The following is an 18,818-nucleotide window of genomic DNA, read 5'->3' as shown; positions in this document are numbered from 1 at the left end:
AATAATATGTCTATTTTACTTTTAATTCGTCAAGCATTTCCTCTACTGCATGTGCAAAGCCATGTTCTCTATTTGTTTTTGTTGTGAAGTTGCACAACTGCTTGATTTCATTATCGGCATTTCCCATTGCAACACCGCGTCCAGCCATCGTTAGCATTGAAACATCGTTATAACTATCTCCAATCGCCATTACATCTTTCATAGCGATATTGAGCGTTTTTGCAAAGTGTTCAAGAGCAGGTCCTTTTTGTGCATCTTTATGATTAAATTCTAGATTTGAAAAGCCTGATGAGGTAATAGCTAAGTCTTCCTTGTCTTTTAATTGAAGATAAATAGGGTTTAAATTTTCATTTTTCATAGAAAATGCAAGAATTTTATAGACGATTATGTCTTCACGCTCGAATAGTTCATTCATATCTGGAGTAATTTTTATTTCTTCATCCTGAAAACGCTGCAATGCCATCTCGCGAATTTCTTCTCGTGAAGTAGTTGGATGGAAAGACATCATAATATCAATCATGACCTGTAAAAAACCTTCACGGCTTTTTGTAAATCCGCCCTGGTTTGTAAATACTTCAAAATATAAGCCTTCTTTTTCACAAATTGCCTGAATTCTTTTACAGTCTTGTTCTTCTAATGGAGTACTTTTTAGTAATTGGCCAGCATTGTTATAAATTTTTGCGCCATTTAAACAAATTATAGGAAGATTAAGACCAGCTGCCTCTAGAGGTTTTTTCGCAGCATGGTAAGTGCGCCCTGTAGCGACAACAACTTGTATGCCATGCTTCTCAGCTTTTTTAATCGCTTGAACATTTTCTGCACTAATCTCATGATTTTCGTTTAGTAATGTTCCGTCTAAATCAGTCGCTAAGAGTTTCACAATGTATCCTCCTTTAAGATAATAAAAATAAATATCTAGAATAGTAAGCAAAAAAATTATATACTGATTAAATATATAAAACAATTAATCTTATTTTTAGTATACACTTCATTGGTTTTTTACGATAGTGAAGTATGTATAGCTTCCTTTAATTTTATGTAAATTTTTTCTGTATTAGAAGACAACTTGAATATTTGCAAAAACAATGACATTATGGTGTAATGGGTCATATACTTTTTATACCTTACTATATAAAATATAAAGGGCAATAAAATTTATTGAACAGGAAGATTCAGATGAAAATTGATTTAACATATAAAGAAAAGCTGCTTAAGATATTAACAGAAGATCAGATTAAATTTTTTGAACCATTAAAAAAGCATACGTACACAAGATTAGGGGGAGAAACTGATGTGTTTGCTACCCCAACAACGTATGATCAATTAGAAAAGATTATCAAACTTTCAAAGGAATACGGAGTTCCTGTTACATTGATTGGTAACGGTTCTAATTTAATTGTAAAAGATAAGGGGATTCGCGGATTAACAATAAGTCTTGTGGCAATGCAAGAAATAAGAGCTGAGTCCAACACAATATATGCACAATCAGGTGCTGCAATTATTGATGTGTCAAGATATGCGTTAGCAAAAAATTTATCTGGCCTAGAGTTTGCCTGCGGGATTCCTGGAACTGTTGGCGGAGCACTGTATATGAATGCTGGAGCGTATGGCGGACAGATTTCAGATGTTTTAAAAAGTGCGTTGCTTATGAATGATGAAGGTGAGAGATTTACTTTATCAAATGAGGAACTTTCGTTAGAATACAGAAAAAGTATTATTTCAAAAAAGAATTATATTGTACTAGAGGCAGAATTTAGTCTCGAGGAAGCAAGCTATGAGAAAATAAAAGCGAAGATGGATGAGAATACTTTCCTTAGAGAAAGTAAACAGCCATTGGAGTATCCGTCATGTGGTAGTGTATTTAAACGACCTCCTGGCTATTTTGCTGGCAAGCTTATCCAGGATTGTGGTCTACAAGGATTAAGAATTGGTGGTGCCGAGGTTTCTACGAAGCATGCTGGATTCATCGTGAATGTTGATAATGCGACTGCAAAGGATTATACCGATTTGATTAATATTATCCAAAGAACGGTAAAAGAGAAATTTGCGGTAGATTTAGAAACAGAGGTAATGATCATTGGCCGAGATGAAAGCGATGCTGATTGATCGTTTTCATTAATTTGAGTTATTGAAGTAAATTGCTTTATAAAAAATTCCATGAAGTAAGGAGGTAAGGCAGATGGGAATCGTTGTCGTTGAAATATGTGATGGTAGCTTAATTAATGAGCTTGATATCGAAAGCATTTTGGAAGCACAATATCCAGAAGTGGCAGTGATTGAAAGTAGCTGCCTTTCCTTTTGTGGAATGTGTGCAAAGAGACCATATGCAATTGTAAACGGAAAACGAATTTTTGCCAAAACATCAGAAGAATGCTTGGCATTAATTAAAGAACAAATCGAAGCTGAGTTGGCGGAGTATTCATTGTAATAATATTTGACCTATTAGGTGAGAAATCGCACTAAGTTTTTAAGGAAGGCATACTCCTTAGCTAGAAGATGTGTAAGGTATGAATGCTATTTGGGAGCGGGTCATTCTAGAAAGCGTAGAGTTCGGTATACTACAAATTATATATAGATGAAGAATAGTTAATGTAATTTCAGTTAGAAATCGGACGAGAGTAAGTGAATGTTGAAAAAAGATGTTGTTGCGATAGTATGCTTCAATGAAACTGTCTATATGCCAAAAATAATCGAGATGAATTAATCAGTCCGAATGTTATTTCACTATAACGTATTTAGCTGTATTGTTTTTATAAGGATTTCGAATTGTTCATAAGAAAAAACGCATGGAGTGGGTGGTTACCACCAAAAGTAAGAGCGAAAGAACTAACTTTTTGGGGTCTGACTTGTTCCATGCGCTTTTCTTTTGCCATTGGTGAATTATCCTTCAAATAAATAATCCCTCTCAACTTTACAAATTCGAACTTGGTATCTTTTATACCATTCTCGTTTGCCCTTATCCTGTGCAATTTTATGGGCGGAGTTTTCCTTCCAATTTTTAATGTCTTCTAACGATCTCCAATAAGATACTGTAATACCTAGCTTGTTATCCCTTGCACTTTCCATACCTAAAAATCCCTGTTGCTCAGAAGCTAGCTTTTCCATAGCTTCTGACATTTTTCCATACCCATTATCCCCTTCTGTTCTCTGGGAAGAAAAGATTACTGCATAATAGGGTGGGTGCGGTTTATTGATTTTTTTGTCCATTATTAATTCCTCCAATATTAATTCCTTTATTTAGAATAGCTTTCGATTTAGATTAATAAAGTAAATGTATAATACTATGATAATAACTGATTTTTTTTAGAGGGTATATCAATTTAATGAATTGCTAATTAACTTTTTGAAAATACAGAAAAATTTATACATAGAATTACTGGGTATATTAAGATATAATTTATGGGACTAAGGAAAGGTTAAATGAATGCATTTAACTAAACTAAATTAAAAAAGATTTGAGGGAAATGTATGGCATTTACTAGTTTTATTATGTTGTTTGTTGTATGTTTGGCTTTTCTTTTCTTTGTGGTAGGTGTTACTTTATATAAGAAAAAGAAAACAACAAATAAACCAAGCATTCTCGGAGTTTGTTCGCTATTACTACAACTAATTCTGTTTGTTTTATTCTTTAGTGGAATCTTAGAAAAATTTAATGAAACAGTAGCTAATATTTATTGGTTAGGTACGATTATATTTGGTCTCGTTGTTGGAGTAAAAGAAATAAAAAGGAATATCATTATATCTTTAGCAAGTATTTTTTTGAGCATATTATTAGCGATTCTAATGTTTCTAATGCTACTAATTACCTCAATGTAGATTAAGCTCAATATTGATAACCTTACTACCTTCACAGTAGATCGTGCTTTTACCTTAGATTGACGTCGAGTAGCTTTAGAGTGATAAGTTGATTGAATAGCATATGAGTGAAATATTGTAAAAAACAGCAAGTTGACCAGCGAATAAAAATCGTTGACGTTTTCTCCTATTCAATAGAGGAATAGAAGCTTGGAAACATTCTATTTTGAGGTTCGAACGTGTAGCAAATATATATTTTTAACAAGTGAAGCCTCTCCGAAACACATGAAAAACAAGTAGAAATCGGTTCAATTGAATAGAGGATTTCGCTATAATGGGTAATTAAAGGGGGTGCTTACAGATGGAGAATCATTTAAGATTGTCTAGGTCTTCTTCCACTCATGCAAAGCCTATTATTGGAAAGGCGATACTTTGCATGGGGCGAAACATTTAATCTTATCGCTGAACAAGCTTTTCTAATATTTTGGCTTTGCACCTTATTTAAAAAAATCAAATAAGGGGCGGGCAAAATTGAAATATATTAATGCAACGAAAGTTTTACCCGAAAAGCTAATTGTGGAAATCCAAAAATATGTTCAGGGGGAAACCCTTTACATTCCTAAGCAAGAGACGGAGTATCGGAAGTGGGGAACTTCAAGTGGCGGGAGACAACTGCTTGATCATCGGAATGCTGCGATAAAAAAATCCTTTTGTAGTGGTACTAGTATTCAGCAGCTTGCTAAGGAATATTATCTTTCAACGGAAACTATTAAGAAAATTGTTTATTCACATAAAAAGTAGAACAACGAGGGTGGCTCAAAACGAGAGGTTCAGACCCGTCAAACACAATATATAGAACTAAGATGTGGTCAGTCTATATATTGGTGATTGAGGGGTCAGACCCTTTTGAGTCACCCTTCGTTTATGTAAAAAACGTTTCTAAGTCATTTTCTCCATTTTAGAAGCTTGCTGCATTCATTAAAATAAGCGTAAAGAGATGTTAGCATGATAGGAGAGTTATGTTATGACAGATAAATTTATTAAAAATGAACAGTTCAATTTTATTAAAAAACAAATTGCTATTATTAAAGATACTGCCAAGAAAAATGTACCACCTAGTATTTTGGCAGCTGAAATCGATTTAGCTAATGCTAAGATTATGGATCTTATTCCAAATGCATCATTGGAGCAGCAAGAAATATTAGATCTTTCTAGATTAAAGACAGATGAAGAGTATGAGCAATATATTGATCGGATTGCATCTTTTTTGCTACCCTTTCCTAAAATCACCGAGCAGCAACTGAAAAAAATGTTTCCGAAAAATAAGAAATTAAAGCTGCCTGATTTAGCAAACATAGATCATAACAAGCTAACGTATTTAAGCTGGAATGATCTAAGATCCAACAAAAAGTTTATCGTGTACGAAGTAGATGGAAGAATGGTCGGCATTGAATGTAAATTTACACCGACAAATAAAAAAAATATTTGTTCTATCTGCAATTCTTTGAGTGAGATTGCTTATTTTTCCACCATAGTAAAAACAAAAAAAACGAAAAACCCGGATTATTACAAGTCCATTGGAAATCTTATTTGCTCAGACAGTGGTGAATGCAATAAAAACATAACAAATGGTGAATATTTAACAGCTGTTATAAAGGAGTCATTAGGAATGTGAATTCTTCACATCATATTTTGAGTACAAAAAGCTAAACAAAAAGGGCCAGTCCATTCAGACAGAGAAAATAAGATTTAATAACATAATGTTAAATCCTTAATTTCTATGCTTGAAAGAGGACCGCCCTTTTTTTTACGAAAGCTTTGATATTTGAACAATTTTACGCTACATTAGGTGATTTTCTAATTCAGGAACTAATACATGTGAGTCTCCTTCATGATAAGATACTCTCCTTCTGAGGAGACTCACGTTTATACAAACAATTAACCGAACTTTAATAAAAATTTACAATGATTATCCCCTTCTGTTCGACAGCATGTTCGATTAATCTGCTCGATACCGAGTACTTGTTTGAACATATCTGTCTCACATTTGCATGCAATCTTGAAATCTTTAGCAACAGATAAGATTGGACAATTGTATTCTGTGATTTCGTACGTGTCATCATCAATTTTTGCTAGGTCAGCCATATAGCCTTTTTCGTTTTGGATACTGACGATTTCCTGAAGTTTCTCTGTTGCTGAATCCTTTCGTTGAACTCTTTGTGAATATTCATCTATAAGACGTGCTTCTCTTTTTTTAAATAATTGCTGAACAACTTCTTCCCCATGTATTTCTTTAATATCATGAAGAAACTCTAAGCTAATTCCTTCATAGTTTTTAGGGAAATATTCCTCTGCTTTATCTGATAAGGAGTATGTTTGTAATGGTCTCCCCATCGGTTGCTTTACTTCCTTTGTTTTGATGAGACCATCTTTTTCAAGACCTATTAGATGTTTTCTAACAGCCATATGTGTGATATCTAAATGATCTGTTAATTCATTAACAGTTAACGAAACTTCTTTTTTCAGTAATTGAAGAATACGGTCCTTCGTGCTTGATTGTGAATGATTCATATGTTCACCTCCAAAATAAGAATGTGGAGAAAGTATTTTAAGTAATAAATAATTATACCATAAAGTATAAAATGTTTGGAGAGAGAAGAGTTGGATAAATTTTTCAAAATAATTTTTTTTTTTTTAAGCAATTGCATTGATTTTCCAGTTAGAATCGGATATTCTTTATATATACTATTTATACTATAAAGTATAAAAAGAATTGGAGGATTTTTATTATGTCAACTTATTCTTTACCAGCTTTACCTTATGATTTTAACGCATTGGAGCCACATATTGACCAAAAAACGATGGAAATTCATTATGGAAAACATCATCAAACATATGTAAATAATTTAAATGCTGCACTTGAAGGAGCAGTTGAATTACAAGAAAAATCGTTAGAAGATCTATTAGCGAATTTAGATGCAGCTCCAGAACAAATTAGAACAGCCGTTAGAAACAATGGAGGCGGTCATTTAAACCATTCATTATTTTGGGAAGTGATTGCCCCTGGTTCAAATAATAAAGCACCAACTGGTAAGCTAGATTCAGCTATTAATGAAGCATTTGGAAGCTTTGACGAGTTTAAGCAACAATTCTCTACAGCTGCAACTACACGCTTCGGTTCAGGTTGGGCATGGTTGATTGTTGATGGTGAGGGGAAACTTCAAGTTTCTAGCACGGCAAATCAAGATAATCCAATTATGGAAGGAAAGCAAGCAATCCTTGGCTTAGACGTTTGGGAGCATGCATACTACTTAAATTACCAAAATAGACGACCTGATTATATTGCAAGCTTCTTTAATATCATCAACTGGGATGTAGTAGCAGAAAAATTCGAAAACCTTGTAAAATAAGCGAGGTTCATAAGGGTCTGACACCAAATGATGGGGTCTGGCCCTTTTTACAAATTGATAAACGTTTAGGAGGAAATGTTATGAAACTCGTTGGTGTTTCAGGGTCACTAATTGGCTCAAAAACGTCAAAGGCGGTCTATGAAGTATTGACTGCTGCGAAAAATATCGCTTCAGATATACAAGTTGAGCTTGTTGACCTAAAGGAGTATGATGTTGAATTTGTGAAAGGGACACCGTTAAGCTATTATAATGATGATACGATAAAGGTAGTAAATACGATTTTAGCTGCAGATGTTCTCCTTTTTGGTACCCCAATTTATCAAGCCTCAATAACTGGTGCTTTAAAAAATCTGTTAGATCATTTACCGATTGATGCATTTAAATCTAAAGTAACAGGAATGATCACTACTGGTGGAACCGAAAAGCACTTTCTAGTACCAGAATATCAATTAAAGCCGATTCTTACTTATCTAAAAGGGACTGTTCCTACTGGTAATGTATTTATCCATAATGATCAATTTGATGAGGATAATGAAATAATCGATGTTGATGTTAAGCAGAGAATCAAGAAATTAGCTGAAGAGTTGGTTTTATTGAAGAGAAGTTTAGAAGTTGAATAGAATACGTTTTTCTAAATAAGTGTCCTAAATAGCAAAGATAGTTACTTGGGACATTCAATCTATTTAAATATAAGGAATGTATTGAAAATTTAACTTCTAAAAAAAGGAAACTACCTATCTAATAGAGAAATGTATATTCATCATGGTCTAATAGGAGGTAGTAAAAAATGAGTCAGGCAATACAAATGATGAATGAATGGCTTCAGCATCGCACAGTACTTGAAGGATTATTAGCGAAGATCGATGATAAACATATCGATTTTAAACCATGGGATGATGCTATGACACTTGGTGAACTTGCTTTGCATATTGCAGGCTGGAATGACGTTTTTGTTTCGATGGTGAAAACAGAAGAATTCACTTCACCTGATATCCCTCCATGTAGAACGATGAAGGATGTTCGTGATGTTGTAAGCCGATTTACTGAAAAAACAAAAACTACTTTTGAATCTATAACAGATGAGGAATTACATAAAGAGAACAATGCTTCACATCCTAGGCTTCAAGGACCAAAGCGAAATTATTTGCTGGCAATGTATGATCATGAAATTCATCATAAAGGTCAGCTATTTCTTTATGCGCGTTTAGTGGAGGTTGCGGAAGTTCCTTTTTTTCGTTAAAATTAGGATAAGCGATTGAACATGCTTCAATCGCTTATCGTACACAATTTTGCAAAGACTTATTGAAGGAAAAATCGTAAATGTCCTAAAGGAGGACTTGGATATGCCATTGTTACGCATTTTTAATAAAAAATGTAGTATATGTAAAAGGAAGAATAGCCCATTACGTACGTACATCGATGATAATGGTAAAAAGCTTCTAGTATGTTTACCTTGTTCAGAGTATGCTGAAAGAAGAGCATATAAGAGAAAAGGATAATTACTCCAAAGTATTGGAGGAGGATTTTGTATGAAAGATTCGTTCGCTAATTTCACGAAGGAATTTCGTCCATTTTTCCTGAAACATCGGATCGTCGGGATGTAGTCCTGTAATCATCCGTGTAACTTCTCCATACAATAGAGGATAAATTGTTAAGCTAGACATCATCAAAGTAATAAGAGTTGGATCTAAATCCTTTGGTACTAATCCCATCTCCTGTTTTGATTTCATATCCTCATTATAGGAATCTAGAATCTTTTTCCTTTGCTTTTCTCCCTTTATGCTATCAGGTAATTTTTCGACAGCTTCCCATGCAGTAAATTTCAAAAAATCCATTAAGTGTTCCTGATTTATTTTATAGCGGAATTCTGCGATATGAGCAGGATTTGCCGGTAATGTGAAATTTTCTGAGGGTAATTGTGTAATAAAATGCTTGATTGTCTCATCAATTAGTTCATTTTTTCCTTTAAAGTAATGGTAGATTAACTGTTTATTTACACCTGCGCGTTTTGCTATCGATTCGATTCTCGTCCCAGTATAGCCCTTTTCAAAAAATTCTTCTCTTGCTGCCTGTAAAATATTTTTTCGTGTTCGCTCGGCATTTCGAATTTCACCCATGTGATTCACCATCTCCTCGATAGAGAATATGTTAGAGATTCCTAATATGAAAGTCAAGTTTAACTGAATATGATGTAAAATATAACTTGACTTTAGGTAAGTTGTATTTTACATTCATTATATAATTTACCTTTTCTAAAGTAAAAGCGACAAAGGGCTTGGAGAGGTTAACGACAAAAATGGGTAACATGGCAAGTTAATAATCAGTGAGCCTCTTCTTAAATAAGAAAGGAGTTTTTAGCTATGAATCCAGATGTAACCGAATTCATTGAAACAGTGAAATTATCATGGCAGGCTAAAATTTGTACTCACCTTCGAGATGTTGTTCATAAAGCAATCCCAGATGTTGTCGAACGGATCCAATATAAGAAACCGCATTTCTTGAAAAATGGTAAATATGCTGCTGTTATCTCAACTTCGAAGGATGCTGTAAGCTTTACAATCTTTAACACTCAAGGGCTGGCATTACCAGAAGATATGTTTGATGGTCCACCTGAAAGAAAAACGGTTAAGCTTAAAAAGGATCAAGTTGTTGATTTTGACCAGCTTTTTTCATGGGTAACGTTAGCTTCGCACTCATTGTAAATGGTAAAGATAATAATAACATTACGATCCGCACTTTTTAGTGGTGAGGATAACTACTTTGCAGTAATGGAGAAGAAGTAAGTTTTAAAAATTTACTAAATGAGGAATAGCTAATTATTTTTACTGAGAAATTAATTATGATAATGAAGCAATGGATTTGCGATTGTTAAATCTTTTTACAAAAAAAGCATCTATTAAGGAGCGTGCCTTAATAGATGCTTTTTTTGTTTAGAGGTAAATAATAGGAAAAATAATGTAAAAAGTGGAATTTCGTAAAGGTAATGTAAATAATTGTCGAATGTAGTCGATATAGTAACTATATAGATTTTTTTGATTTAACCGTTATTTTTATTTTCTAAACAATAAAAGAAGGGGGTAAAACTATGAAACAACGAAAACTAAATTGGAACAGCGTATCAACAAAATTACTATTTTTAGTTAGTATCATTATTCTTATTACATCATCAATTATTGGTTTTACAAGCTATTCAATCGCAAAAAAACTATTAATTGATGAAGGGAAGGCAGAGCTAAAGTATATTGTAGAAGGAGCATCTGTTACTTTATCGGTATTAAATGAACAAGTTGAAAATGAGAAACTAACTCTTGAGGATGCAAAGGAAAAGGCAAGGGTATTATTAAATGGACCAAAGCTAACAGGAGACGGGGGATATGATTTTAAGAAATCTGCATTTTTATATAAGGATAGCGGCTATATTCTTGGCTATGGGCCAGACTATTCAGCACAAATCCATCCATCGAATGAAGTGGGTTCCATCCCAACTGATACAAAGAATCGGGAGAAAATGGTCGAAGGAGCAAAAGCAAAATCTCCAGATCAACATTATGTTGTATACGCTGATAAAAATGATGAGACTGGGGAAGTGAAAAATAAAATTGCATATATGACACACTTTAAGCCATGGGATCTTTCAATTGGAATTGCTGTTTACGAGGATGAGTTTTATAGTAAACTTCAGGAACTAAAGATCTTGATTATTGTCATTACTGCAATGATAGCGGTTATTAGTCTTGCTAGCTTTTATTTTTTAACAAAAAGGAAAGTGAATTTACTTGTTGATGCGACAAATGAAGCTATTAATATATCGCAAGGTCGAATTGAAAAAGTAACATTACCTGAATCAAAAGATGAAATTGGTCAATTAGGCTATGCATTTAATCGAATGACATCGCAACTGAGTGAGTTACTACAAAATCTGCATCAAACGAGCAATCATTTGCTTGATTCCGCAACTGAGTTATCAGCAGTATCTGAGGAAACATCTGCAAGTAGTGAAGAAATCGGTCGTGCAATATCGGAAATCTCTAACGGAACCATTTCCCAAGCAACAGATTTAGATGATACAAATCAAAGGGTTGAGCAATTAAATCAATTAATTGAAACAATGAATGTACAAGGAAATGCAATTAAGGAAAAATCATTAGATTCTGTTAAAGCAGCCGGGCAAGGAAAGAAAATCGTACAAAAGTTACTCCAAACAAACGATGATTCTATAAAGGCTTTTGAGCAAATTAGTATTGGGATAAAGGGATTATCCACTAAAATAGGCGACATTTTTAAAATTACAGCTACAATAGAAAGTATTGCAGCAGAAACAAATCTTTTAGCATTGAATGCTAGTATTGAAGCTGCACGAGCGGGTGAGCATGGGAAAGGTTTTGCTGTTGTTGCTAGTGAGGTTCGAAAGCTAGCAGAGCAATCTAATTTTGCGACTAAACAAATTCAGGATATGATAGCTGGGATTGAAAAAGAAACTGTAAAGACAGTAGAAACGATGGAGAATACGACTGTCCATTCACAGCAATTAAATCAAGCCGTAAAAGAAACCGAGATGGAATTTAATCATATTAACACTGCAATTAGTCAAACAATTAGTGAAATTGAAGCATTAAATGAAGAACTATTACAAATCACAAATGAAAATCAAAACATCACAATCGCTATTCAAAATGCATCAAGTGTTTCCCAACAAACAGCAGCATCGATTGAAGAAATTACAGCATCAGTAGAAGAGCAAGTCGGTGCCATCTCAAATGTAGCAAAATCCGCAGAACATCTTACAGAATTAAACAAGCAATTAGATGAATTGCTTAAGAAGTATTCATTTTAACAGAACTAAATTTCTAAATGATGAGGATCTCCTTTGGATGGGGGATCCTTATTTTTTCTAAAATTATAAATCAAATTCGGTAAAAATGATTTAGGAGCCTAAAAAAGCTTTAGGTTTCCCAAATGAGTAAGTCAAATCTCTCAACCTTTCTTGAGAAATTGTCAACCTTGTGAAAAAATCAACCAATTCTCAAGTGAAATCTGTCATCAATAAAAAAACCTCATCATCTCCTCGTTTGATATTCTAAATGTTTTTAACTCTACGTTATTTAATCTTCTAATTTTCTTAGCGTTGCTTCACAATATCTATTTCGAATGTAATACTAAGGTTAAATGATTACATATATCGATAAAAAATTCACATTGTAACTTTTTTGTAACTCTTTTATAGAGACGGACTTATATAATGAAGTTATTCCAATTTGCGCAGTAATTGGTATAAATGAATGGAGTGTACACCATGAGAAAGAAAAGCAAATCAACATTAATGTTCGGTTTCGTTATGAGTAGTATGTTGTTATCCGGATGCCAGCTTGTTGAATCTCCTAATGCTTTAATTGAAGCACCACAACCGGAGAAAAAACAGAAAATACAATTAAGTGAAAAAGCGTTTGAACTTCTACCTTCTAATAGTGAATTATTGGTCCCAGAAAATGCTAATAAAAAACAATCGATTTATATTGCTGATGTTAATGGTGATGGGAACCAGGAAGCGTTTCTATTATATAGAGGATTAGGGGAAAAGCGTGAAGTTCATCTTCTTTCTTTGCAAGAAACTGAAAATGACTGGAAAGAAATCTCGGACATTGAATTTGATTACTTTAAGCTTGATTATTTCAATTTTCATGATTTAGACAATGATGGACTATTAGAAATCGTCATTGGACTTGGAATGTCTGACTTTGAGTCGGAGAACGAGCTTATAATTTATCAATGGGATGCAGAAGGGCTTACACAGCTAGCAAATAAAGGCTATGAAATCATCGATATTGCGGATTATGATCGTGATAAAAATTTAGATATTCTTTTAGTTCACGGGAAGAGAAGAGAATTTATGGAGGCAGAGCATCTTCGGTTTAGGAATGGTCAACTAGAGGTAAGTTCAAGTGTAAATATAGATGAATATGCATTTCATGAGAATGTATTGAGTGGAAAATTACATGATGGTTCTCTGGCATTGTTTATTGATGGAGGAGTCGGAGCTCATTCAATGGTGACAGAAATCATAGCTATTGATGGGGGAAAGTTGATAAAGGTTGATGAAAGAACTACCGGCATGTTTATTAAAGATTACCCTCTGTATAGTAAAGATATTAATAATGATGGAGTCATTGAAGTAGGTCAGATGTATATCCCAAAAGGCTGGGAAGAAGAGGCGTCTGCAAATATTCCATATATTGAATACTATTCATCCTATTCAATAAATGGTGAAGAAAAAAAGATTGAGGAGAGATTTACGAACAGAGAACATAAATTTTACATCACAATTCCAGAAGAATGGTATGGAAAGGTTACAGTTAAAGAGCTTGAAAATGGTATTCAATTAATCTCTGTTTCAGATGATGAATTGCTTTTTGATGTCAAATGGGGAAAACGTGAATCAGTTGAACCTTCTGGCCATGTCTTAAAGGAAACACAAAATACTATTTTTTATACAGAAATGAAAGAAAACGATTCGTTTCCATTTAAACAGTTCCATTTGCTAGAAGATGAATTTTAAGAGAGGGAAGTCCATGAATAAAATCCTTGTTGTTGAAGATGAGTTATCAATACGTAGCTTCGTCAGCTTAAATCTTAAAAAGAAAGGATATCTTGTAACGGAGGCAGAAACTGGAGAGGAAGCATTAAGACTATACCATAGAGAGCACTTTGATATTATTTTGCTTGATTTAATGCTCCCAGGTATCGACGGATTTGAAGTATGTCAAGAAATTAGAAAGACCAATCAAACAGTCGGCATTATTATGTTAACGGCTCGAACTCAGGAGAAGGATAAGGTCGAGGGATTAATTATTGGTGCAGATGACTACTTATATAAACCTTTTAGTTTAGTCGAGCTTGAGGCTAGAATTTTTTCTCTGCTTCGTAGACTAACAATCGAGCATTCAATTTCAAAGGAAAACGATGGGAGGCTCATTTCCGGTCCTTTTCAATTAGAAATGAATATGAAACGATTAATCTGTTCTGGACGAGAAATAAAATTGACTCCAACTGAATTTTCGATTCTTCATTATCTAATGAGCCATCCAAATCGTGTCTATACAAGAGATGAATTATTGGATGAGGTATGGGGGAAAAACTATGTAGGTGATATAAAGGTAGTGGATGTAAACATTAGACGGATTCGTCAAAAAATCGAGGCTGATCCTTCTTTACCAGTCTATTTATGTACGGAGTGGGGGCTAGGATATATTTGGATGGGTGATGTATGAAGCGCAAAGTCATCCTTTATTTCATGATTATTATCCTATTGACTTTAAGCTTAGTCATGACGGTGTTTGGCTTTGCCCTAACAAATTATTATTATCAAGGAATTGCTGGTACGTTTCGTAATCATGTTGAAGCGATTAATCCGATTTGGGAAAAGGGAAATGAGTTCAATTATGGTAGCTTAGAAGATTATAGTGACCTCATTATTAAAAGCTATCAATATAATCGAGCAGAACTGCAACTATTATCAAATGATGGAGAACTTATTCAATCTTCATCTGGTTTTTATGAAGAGAAAACGTATTCGATTGATCCAAAAGTATTTTCCTATGAAACAATTTATAAAAAGGAAGTCATTCAACAAACAGGAGAGAAAGTGCTTGCTGTCTATATACCACTAATGTTAGATGGCCAGGTAGTTGGGGTGCTCCGCTATGTATCGACGTTAGCAAACGTTGATGAAGTGATTCAACATTTCCTTAAATTTGGAATGATGATTTGTGTAGGTGTTGCAATCGTTGTCTTTCTTATAAGTCTTCGTCTCGCAGATTCAATTGTAAGACCATTTAAAGAAATTATTCAGCATACACGTGAATTGTCAAAGGGACGATTTGAAAAACGAATAAAAGAAACATACCCTCATGAGCTTGGTGAAATGTCAAACACACTAAATTATATGGCTGATGAAATTGTGAAGATGGATCGGTTAAAGACCGATTTCATTTCCTCGATTTCTCATGAGCTAAGAACGCCACTTACAGGAATTAAAGGTTGGGTTGAAACGATTGAGTCGCCAGAAGACTTAACGGAACAAGAGGTAAAATTTGGTTTGAGAATGATCCGGAGTGAATCTGAGCGGCTGATGAAATTAGTTGAAGATTTATTAGATTTTTCTAGGTATGAGTCAAATCGAATTACTCTGAACCAGGTTGAATTAAACTTTGATAGGCTTGTTTATGAAGTCACATTACAGCTTCAAAAAAGGGCAAAAGATAAAAATGTTTCAATTGTTCTAGAAAGTGTACCAGTTAGGCTTTTTGCTGATGGAGATAAAATGAGACAAGTAATTTTAAATTTATTGGATAACGCAATTAAGTTCTCAAAAAAGAATAGTGAGATACTAATAAATCTATATGAAAGAAATCATTTTGCTGTGCTTGAAATCAGTGATAAAGGAATTGGGATGAAGCAGGAAGAGCTAACGTATATTATGGATTCCTTTTATAAAGTAGATTCAAAATCAATCGGCGCAGGACTTGGATTAGCTATCACTCGAAATATTATCACAAAGCATGGTGGAATGATTGATGTTCTTAGTCAATTTGGAGAAGGAACAACCGTTGTCGTTCAGTTACCTTTGGTTAAGAATTTAGTAGAAGAAATAGATAACGATGGAAAGAGGTAAAGCACATGTGTGGGTTTATTGGATATATGAGTGCGAATCTTAAAGAACATGCACTTGAAAAAAGGTTAACAACGGTTGATATGACGGCAATGATTACCCATCGTGGACCAGATGATGTGGGCTATTATTTTGATGATCATATTCACTTAGGCTTCAGAAGATTAAGTATTATTGATGTTGAGAGTGGTAGACAGCCTTTATCATATGATGATCGTTATTGGATTACCTTTAATGGAGAAATTTATAACTATTTAGAGCTAAAACAAGAATTAGAGAAAAAGGGCTATACGTTTCATACTGATTCAGATACAGAGGTTATTTTAGCCTTATACAGCCATATTGGAAAACGAGTTGTTAATGAATTGCGCGGTATGTTTAGCTTTATAATTTGGGATCAGGAGAAAAAAGAATTATTCGGTGCTAGAGACCATTTTGGGATAAAGCCATTTTATTATTTTGAAACTGACGATGAATTTTATTGCAGTTCGGAAAAGAAAAGTATAGTTAATGCTATAAAAGGTAACGGTAATATGGATTTGGAATCTTTACATCATTATTTGACTTATCAATATGTTCCAGAGCCTCAAACTTTATCAAAAGAGATTAAGAGACTAGAACCAGGATGCTTTTTCACAAAAAAACTGGAAGGACCAATGGTTATTCAATCTTTTTATAAGCCTACCTTTTGCCCGATAAATCAACCATTTGCACAAGAAGTAAAAAAGATTCAAGATGTATTAAGAGATTCAGTTGCAATGCATTTACGAAGTGATGTACCAGTTGGTGCTTTTTTATCCGGAGGAATTGACTCATCGAGTATTGTCGCTTTGGCGCGTGAGATTCATCCACGTATAAAAACGTTTACAGTTGGATTTAAAAGAAAGGGATATAGTGAAATTGAATTGGCTCAGGAAACAGCTGCCGAATTGGGTGTAGATAATCTTCATTATGTCGTAACACCCGAAGAGTTTATTAAAGAACTCCCTAAAATAGTTTGGCATCTAGATGAACCTGTAGCGGATCCTGCTTTAGTCCCGTTGTATTTTATTGCTCGTGAAGCTAAGAAGCATGTAACAGTTGTTCTCTCTGGAGAAGGAGCAGATGAATTATTTGGAGGGTACAATATTTACAAAGAACCGCATTCGCTAAGATATTTTAAGCATTTCCCAAATGGTATGAAGAAAGGCTGGCTTGCATTAGCAAGTAAATTACCTAATGGAGCTAAAGGAAAAAGCTTTATTGAAAGAGGTACAACAAACCTCTCAAAAAGATATATAGGAAATGCAAAGATATTCACTGAACTTGATAAAAGTCAGCTCTTACGAAACTATCAAGGAGAATGGACATATACAAATGTAACAAAGGAATATTATCAATCGATCAACCACCTTCATGATATTCAAAAAATGCAATACATTGACATCCATACATGGTTGCGTGGAGATATCCTTGTTAAGGCAGACAGAATGACGATGGCGCATTCTTTAGAGCTACGGGTTCCATTCCTTGATAAAGAGGTGTATAAAGTAGCGTCACAGCTTAGTCATGATAAAACAGTTACAAATCAACAAACAAAATATATTTTAAGAAAAGCAATGGAAGGAATAATTCCTGATTCTGTGCTAAATCGCAAAAAATTAGGATTTCCGGTTCCGATTAGACATTGGCTACAAAACGAGCTATTTGATTGGGCTTATCAATTAATTATTGACAGTCAAACTGATCATTTATTTGAAAAGAATTATTTGTTATTTTTGCTATCAGAGCATCAAAGAGGAGTACATGATAACAGCCGGAAAATCTGGACAGTTTTAATTTTTATGATATGGCATCAAGTTTATATAGAAAAGAAATACGACTTTCATCACCTTTCTATGGAGAGAGAAACATTTGTCGTATAAAAAGCATTTAGGATAATGTAATAGAAAGAAGAGAAGGATCAGTGAAAAAGTTAATTAGATTAATTGGATTTGTCTGCTTATTTTTAGTTGGATGTAATACTGAAACGAAGAATGTATCAACAAATGAAGCGTTCGATCAAATTATGAAAGAAGCGGAATTAGCATTAGAAACTGGCGAAATAGAAAAAGCTAAAACATCACTTGAACTAGCATTGGATGAAAAGCCGCATGATAAGCAAGCCAAAACATTATATGAGAATTTAGTTGCCTTCAATCTAGTTACTGAAGCAATGGAAAATGGGGATTGGGAAGATGCTTTAATGAAGGCAAATAACCTTCTAAAAGAAAAGTCACTTACGAGTAGTATAAAAGAAAAAGTGGAGAAATACATTGAAGAAGGTAAAGCTCAATTAGCTAAAAAAGAACAGGTAGCAACTGAAAGTAAAACAAATGAAGATGATGTAATAGAAAAGGAAGAGAAAACAGCAAAAAATGCTGAGATTGTTAAAGAAAGCGGGGATGATGAGAAAGAAGAGAACGCAAATAGCGAGAGTAAACGAGAGAAGTATTTAAAGAAGTTAGCTGAAATTGAATTAAGTCTTGTTGAATTTGAACAGCCATTAGAAAACGGAACGACTGTTGAAATGAAACAGGCTCAAGGTGAAATTTTTACAAGATGGGATAATATGTTAAATGAAATTTACCAAGTATTAGAAGAGCAGCTTTCTCCGAGTGATATGGACAAATTAAGGGAAGAACAACGAAATTGGATTAAATACCGAGACGAAACAGCAAAAGAAGCTGCATCTAAATATGAAGGTGGGACAATGGAATCACTTGAATATATAAGCACACAAGCAGGGCTAACAAAAGAAAGATGCTATGAACTAGTGGAAGGGTATATGGAGTAGAAGCTGTAAATAACGGGCTTGTCAAGAAAAGTGTGTAAGTTATTCTAGATATTTCTTCACACGTTCCTTTAGGTGGTCATGAACTAATAGTTGATTCATGACCATAGCCCATTGCTGGATGCGTCCACCATCC

General features: G+C 34.0%; 19 protein-coding genes. 15 read left to right on the top strand and 4 right to left on the bottom strand.

Annotated features, from left to right (window positions below; all coding sequences use genetic code 11):
• Positions 1-10 precede the first annotated feature (10 nt).
• A complete protein-coding gene (locus tag ACTJJ9_RS09955; RefSeq protein WP_145581874.1) occupies positions 11-880 on the bottom strand; it encodes a Cof-type HAD-IIB family hydrolase in 870 nt (289 codons plus the stop codon).
• Between the two features lie 296 nt (positions 881-1,176).
• Here ACTJJ9_RS09955 and murB point away from each other — a divergent pair, with 296 nt between their 5' ends.
• A complete protein-coding gene (gene murB / locus ACTJJ9_RS09950; protein ID WP_145581872.1) occupies positions 1,177-2,106 on the top strand; it encodes a UDP-N-acetylmuramate dehydrogenase in 930 nt (309 codons plus the stop codon).
• Positions 2,107-2,179: 73 nt separating this feature from the next.
• Entirely contained in the window at positions 2,180-2,428 is a 249-nt protein-coding gene (locus ACTJJ9_RS09945; RefSeq protein WP_095302079.1) for a DUF1450 domain-containing protein, read from the top strand.
• A 452-nt stretch (positions 2,429-2,880) separates the two neighbouring features.
• Here ACTJJ9_RS09945 and ACTJJ9_RS09940 read toward each other — a convergent pair whose 3' ends face one another.
• The gene (locus ACTJJ9_RS09940) at positions 2,881-3,207 is read right to left on the bottom strand and encodes an antibiotic biosynthesis monooxygenase family protein (RefSeq protein ID WP_145581870.1); all 327 of its coding nucleotides are present in this window, start codon (positions 3,205-3,207) and stop codon (positions 2,881-2,883) included.
• A gap of 261 nt (positions 3,208-3,468) precedes the next feature.
• Between ACTJJ9_RS09940 and ACTJJ9_RS09935 the strand changes: the two genes are divergently transcribed.
• The 3 genes from ACTJJ9_RS09935 to ACTJJ9_RS09925 all read left to right on the top strand — a co-directional run bounded on the left by ACTJJ9_RS09935 (position 3,469) and on the right by ACTJJ9_RS09925 (position 5,470).
• The gene (locus tag ACTJJ9_RS09935; RefSeq protein WP_095302081.1) at positions 3,469-3,816 is read left to right on the top strand and encodes a hypothetical protein; all 348 of its coding nucleotides are present in this window, start codon (positions 3,469-3,471) and stop codon (positions 3,814-3,816) included.
• Positions 3,817-4,326: 510 nt separating this feature from the next.
• Positions 4,327-4,596: a CD3324 family protein gene (locus ACTJJ9_RS09930; protein WP_095302123.1), complete on the top strand. Its 270-nt coding sequence runs from the start codon at positions 4,327-4,329 to the stop codon at positions 4,594-4,596.
• A 223-nt stretch (positions 4,597-4,819) separates the two neighbouring features.
• Positions 4,820-5,470: a FusB/FusC family EF-G-binding protein gene (locus tag ACTJJ9_RS09925; protein ID WP_145581868.1), complete on the top strand. Its 651-nt coding sequence runs from the start codon at positions 4,820-4,822 to the stop codon at positions 5,468-5,470.
• Positions 5,471-5,733: 263 nt separating this feature from the next.
• Here the strand turns inward: ACTJJ9_RS09925 and ACTJJ9_RS09920 are convergent, their stop codons facing one another.
• Positions 5,734-6,366, bottom strand: a complete 633-nt coding sequence (locus ACTJJ9_RS09920) for a helix-turn-helix transcriptional regulator (protein WP_095302083.1) — start codon at positions 6,364-6,366, stop codon at positions 5,734-5,736.
• A gap of 218 nt (positions 6,367-6,584) precedes the next feature.
• On the opposite strand from ACTJJ9_RS09920, the gene ACTJJ9_RS09915 reads away from it, so the two are divergent.
• The 3 genes from ACTJJ9_RS09915 (at position 6,585) to ACTJJ9_RS09905 (ending at position 8,445) form a co-directional block, all read left to right on the top strand.
• Positions 6,585-7,205, top strand: coding sequence for a superoxide dismutase (locus ACTJJ9_RS09915; protein ID WP_145581866.1), 621 nt, complete (start codon positions 6,585-6,587; stop codon positions 7,203-7,205).
• A gap of 80 nt (positions 7,206-7,285) precedes the next feature.
• Positions 7,286-7,825, top strand: a complete 540-nt coding sequence (locus tag ACTJJ9_RS09910) for an NADPH-dependent FMN reductase (protein ID WP_095302085.1) — start codon at positions 7,286-7,288, stop codon at positions 7,823-7,825.
• A gap of 167 nt (positions 7,826-7,992) precedes the next feature.
• Positions 7,993-8,445: a DinB family protein gene (locus ACTJJ9_RS09905; protein ID WP_440768648.1), complete on the top strand. Its 453-nt coding sequence runs from the start codon at positions 7,993-7,995 to the stop codon at positions 8,443-8,445.
• A 259-nt stretch (positions 8,446-8,704) separates the two neighbouring features.
• Here ACTJJ9_RS09905 and ACTJJ9_RS09900 read toward each other — a convergent pair whose 3' ends face one another.
• Positions 8,705-9,322, bottom strand: coding sequence for a TetR/AcrR family transcriptional regulator (locus tag ACTJJ9_RS09900; protein ID WP_095302087.1), 618 nt, complete (start codon positions 9,320-9,322; stop codon positions 8,705-8,707).
• A gap of 243 nt (positions 9,323-9,565) precedes the next feature.
• On the opposite strand from ACTJJ9_RS09900, the gene ACTJJ9_RS09895 reads away from it, so the two are divergent.
• The 7 genes from ACTJJ9_RS09895 to ACTJJ9_RS09865 all read left to right on the top strand — a co-directional run bounded on the left by ACTJJ9_RS09895 (position 9,566) and on the right by ACTJJ9_RS09865 (position 18,685).
• Positions 9,566-9,907, top strand: a complete 342-nt coding sequence (locus ACTJJ9_RS09895; protein ID WP_095302088.1) for a DUF1801 domain-containing protein — start codon at positions 9,566-9,568, stop codon at positions 9,905-9,907.
• 383 nt (positions 9,908-10,290) lie between these two features.
• Positions 10,291-12,039, top strand: a complete 1,749-nt coding sequence (locus ACTJJ9_RS09890; RefSeq protein WP_440768647.1) for a methyl-accepting chemotaxis protein — start codon at positions 10,291-10,293, stop codon at positions 12,037-12,039.
• A gap of 459 nt (positions 12,040-12,498) precedes the next feature.
• Complete coding sequence (locus tag ACTJJ9_RS09885) at positions 12,499-13,758, top strand: FG-GAP repeat domain-containing protein (protein WP_145581862.1); 1,260 nt, start codon at positions 12,499-12,501, stop codon at positions 13,756-13,758.
• 13 nt (positions 13,759-13,771) lie between these two features.
• On the top strand, positions 13,772-14,470 hold the full coding sequence (locus ACTJJ9_RS09880; protein WP_145581860.1) for a response regulator transcription factor: 699 nt from the start codon (positions 13,772-13,774) through the stop codon (positions 14,468-14,470).
• Complete coding sequence (locus ACTJJ9_RS09875; RefSeq protein ID WP_145581858.1) at positions 14,467-15,873, top strand: sensor histidine kinase; 1,407 nt, start codon at positions 14,467-14,469, stop codon at positions 15,871-15,873. The genes ACTJJ9_RS09880 and ACTJJ9_RS09875 overlap by 4 nt, the downstream gene beginning before the upstream one ends.
• A gap of 5 nt (positions 15,874-15,878) precedes the next feature.
• A complete protein-coding gene (gene asnB, locus ACTJJ9_RS09870) occupies positions 15,879-17,774 on the top strand; it encodes an asparagine synthase (glutamine-hydrolyzing) (protein ID WP_145581856.1) in 1,896 nt (631 codons plus the stop codon).
• Between the two features lie 41 nt (positions 17,775-17,815).
• Entirely contained in the window at positions 17,816-18,685 is an 870-nt protein-coding gene (locus tag ACTJJ9_RS09865; RefSeq protein WP_255451871.1) for a lysozyme inhibitor LprI family protein, read from the top strand.
• Positions 18,686-18,818: the final 133 nt, after the last annotated feature.

The sequence above is a fragment of the Metabacillus sp. 22489 genome, from assembly GCF_052044855.1.
Lineage (GTDB): Bacteria > Bacillota > Bacilli > Bacillales > Bacillaceae > Metabacillus > Metabacillus niabensis.
This window is presented reverse-complemented; position numbering and strand designations above follow the sequence as displayed.